The following is a 1,718-nucleotide window of genomic DNA, read 5'->3' as shown; positions in this document are numbered from 1 at the left end:
GCCTCAAGGCCCACAACAGCCCGAACAAGAATCCCATCCAAACCCAAACCCCAAAAAACTCACCCCACCTGATTAGCCAACCTCAACGTAGCCTCCACCGACCACCGCGCCCACGTCGTCATCTCCTCCGCCGACTCCAGACAAACTGCGGGCAGACTCAGATAATGCCGCATGGTGACTTCACGCCCGCGGCTGCTATACCGGAACGGCTCGCCGCCCTCGGCCTCGAACCGCGCGCGGGTCTGCTCGTCGGTCTTGAGCCAGCAGCGCCCGTCCGACACCAGCGCGAACATCAGCCCGTCGTAATACAGCCCGTGGCCGCCGAACATGCGGCGCGCGGTGATGGGGCCGATGCGCGCGGCCAGCGGGCCCATCAGCTCGAGCAGATGGTCGACGAAGGGATCGGGGCGGCGCGCGGTGGCCATGCGTGAAGCGCCCGGCGCTCAGAGCTTGAGGCGCTGCCAGATCGCCTTGGTGGCGCCGGCGGTGTTGAGCGTGTAGAAATGCAGCCCCGGCACGCCGGCCGCGAGCAGGCGCTCGCACAGCGCAGTGACCACGTCGAGGCCGAACGCGCGGATCGATTCGCGGTCGTCGCCGAAGCCTTCCAGGCGCCGGGCGATCCAGCGCGGCACTTCGGCGCCGCACATCTCGGAGAAGCGCATCAGTTGCGAGGAGTTGGTGATCGGCATGATGCCGGGCACCACCGGCACGTCCACGCCCATCGCGCGCGCGTCGTCGACGAAGCGGAAATAGGCGTCGGCGTTGAAGAAATACTGGGTGATGGCGGAGTCGGCGCCGGCCTTGACCTTGCGCACGAAGTTCTCCAGATCCACGCGCGGCGACTTGGCCTGCGGATGGTACTCGGGATAGGCCGCCACCTCGATGTGGAACCAGTCGCCGGTCTCGGCGCGGATGAATTCCACCAGTTCGTTGGCGTAGCGGAACTCGCCGATCTCGCCCATGCCCGAGGGCATGTCGCCGCGCAGCGCCACGATGTGGCGGATGCCGCCGTCGCGGTAGGTCTGCAGGATCTGGCGGATGCTCGCGCGCGTGGAGCCCACGCACGACAGGTGCGGCGCGGCCTCGATGCCGTCGCGCTGGATCTCCAGCACGGCGTCCAGCGTGCCCTGCTGGGTGGTGCCGCCGGCGCCGAACGTCACCGAGATGTACTTGGGATGCAGCGGAGCGAGCTGCGCGCGCGTATTGCGCAGCTTCTCGGCGCCCTCGGCCGTCTTGGGCGGGAAGAATTCGAAGCTGAAGTAGCGGTCTTGCATGATGGTGGCGCGCCGCGTGTGGCGCGGCGCGCTGGAAGGTTTGGCGTGCGTCAGGCGCTGCGGCGTTCGCCGAGCAGCAGGCTCGACAGCGCCCAGGAAATCACGCTGTACAGGATCGATCCGAGCAGCGCCGCGCCGAAGCCGCTGACCACGAAGCCGGACAGCAGCTTGCCCACGAACAGGAACAGCAGCGCGTTGATCACGAAGATGAACAGGCCGAGCGTGAGCAGCGTCACCGGCAGCGTGAGGATGACCAGGATCGGGCGGATCAGGGTGTTGACCAGGCCCAGCACCAGCGCGGCGATCATGGCCGAGCCGAAGCCGCCCAGGTGAATCCCGCTGATCAGGTTGCCCACCAGGAACAGCGCGGCGGCGTTGATGATCCAGACGGCCAGCAATCTCATGACGACTCCCTAGCTCGGGTCAGACGAAACAGGATGCGGA

Annotated in this window: 3 protein-coding genes; all 3 read right to left on the bottom strand. The window is 67.1% G+C overall.

Going from position 1 to position 1,718, the window contains the following annotated elements; translation table 11 throughout:
* Positions 1 to 59 precede the first annotated feature (59 nt).
* From K206_RS0129450 to K206_RS0129440, 3 genes are read right to left on the bottom strand one after another with little or no spacing between them, the layout of a single operon-like run.
* Positions 60 to 425, bottom strand: coding sequence for a TfoX/Sxy family protein (locus tag K206_RS0129450; protein WP_020205951.1), 366 nt, complete (start codon positions 423 to 425; stop codon positions 60 to 62).
* An 18-nt stretch (positions 426 to 443) separates the two neighbouring features.
* The gene (metF, locus tag K206_RS0129445) at positions 444 to 1,274 is read right to left on the bottom strand and encodes a methylenetetrahydrofolate reductase [NAD(P)H] (RefSeq protein ID WP_020205950.1); all 831 of its coding nucleotides are present in this window, start codon (positions 1,272 to 1,274) and stop codon (positions 444 to 446) included.
* A gap of 50 nt (positions 1,275 to 1,324) precedes the next feature.
* On the bottom strand, positions 1,325 to 1,678 hold the full coding sequence (locus tag K206_RS0129440) for a phage holin family protein (protein WP_029044232.1): 354 nt from the start codon (positions 1,676 to 1,678) through the stop codon (positions 1,325 to 1,327).
* Positions 1,679 to 1,718 lie beyond the last annotated feature (40 nt).

The organism is Cupriavidus sp. WS (genome assembly GCF_000395345.1).
Classification (GTDB): Bacteria; Pseudomonadota; Gammaproteobacteria; order Burkholderiales; family Burkholderiaceae; genus Cupriavidus; species Cupriavidus basilensis_B.
The sequence above is the reverse complement of the archived record's forward strand: the minus strand, read 5'-3'. Positions and strand labels throughout refer to the sequence as shown.

What these genes read in the sequence shown, in the direction of transcription:
- K206_RS0129440 (WP_029044232.1), bottom strand. Translation starts at nt 1,678, where the DNA reads ATGAGATTGCTGGCCGTCTGGATCATCAACGCCGCCGCGCTGTTCCTG.
- metF (WP_020205950.1), bottom strand. Translation starts at nt 1,274, where the DNA reads ATGCAAGACCGCTACTTCAGCTTCGAATTCTTCCCGCCCAAGACGGCC.
- K206_RS0129450 (WP_020205951.1), bottom strand. Translation starts at nt 425, where the DNA reads ATGGCCACCGCGCGCCGCCCCGATCCCTTCGTCGACCATCTGCTCGAG.